1 protein-coding gene is annotated in these 401 nt (G+C 61.3%); it reads right to left on the reverse strand.

Annotated features, from left to right (window positions below; genetic code table 11):
- On the reverse strand, positions 1-401 hold a 401-nt coding region (locus ACVA58_RS27805; protein WP_446513485.1), incomplete at both ends, for a hypothetical protein.

Below are 401 nucleotides of genomic sequence, written 5' to 3' on the forward strand. Positions count from 1 at the left end.
GTCTGCACCAGGCTCAATGCGCCGATCACCGTATCGGAGTGCGACGTCAGGTAGGTTGACCCCGGCAACTGATAGCGCGCCGCGTTCCCCACGTTGACCGCGCTGATCTTGCCCTGCGCCTGGTCCGGCCCGGTCACCAGCAAGTTGATCTCGAAGTTGGTATACAGCGTGCCTTGCGAGTGACCGACCAGCACGACCTTGCGCTGCGCCTTCAGATAGTTGCGGTACTGGTTCAGGTGGTCCGGCAGTTCCGGAATGTCGTTCTTCGTGAGGATGTCGATGTACTTCTGCTCAAGCGCTGCGTTCATGCCGCTGGCCGGCAGGCTGTTGCCGTCGATGGCGCGCCAGAAATCAGCCGGGCTCGAACCCTCCACGGCCTTCTGCTTGAACACCTGATAGAC

It is taken from the genome of Photobacterium sp. DNB22_13_2, assembly GCF_052873915.1.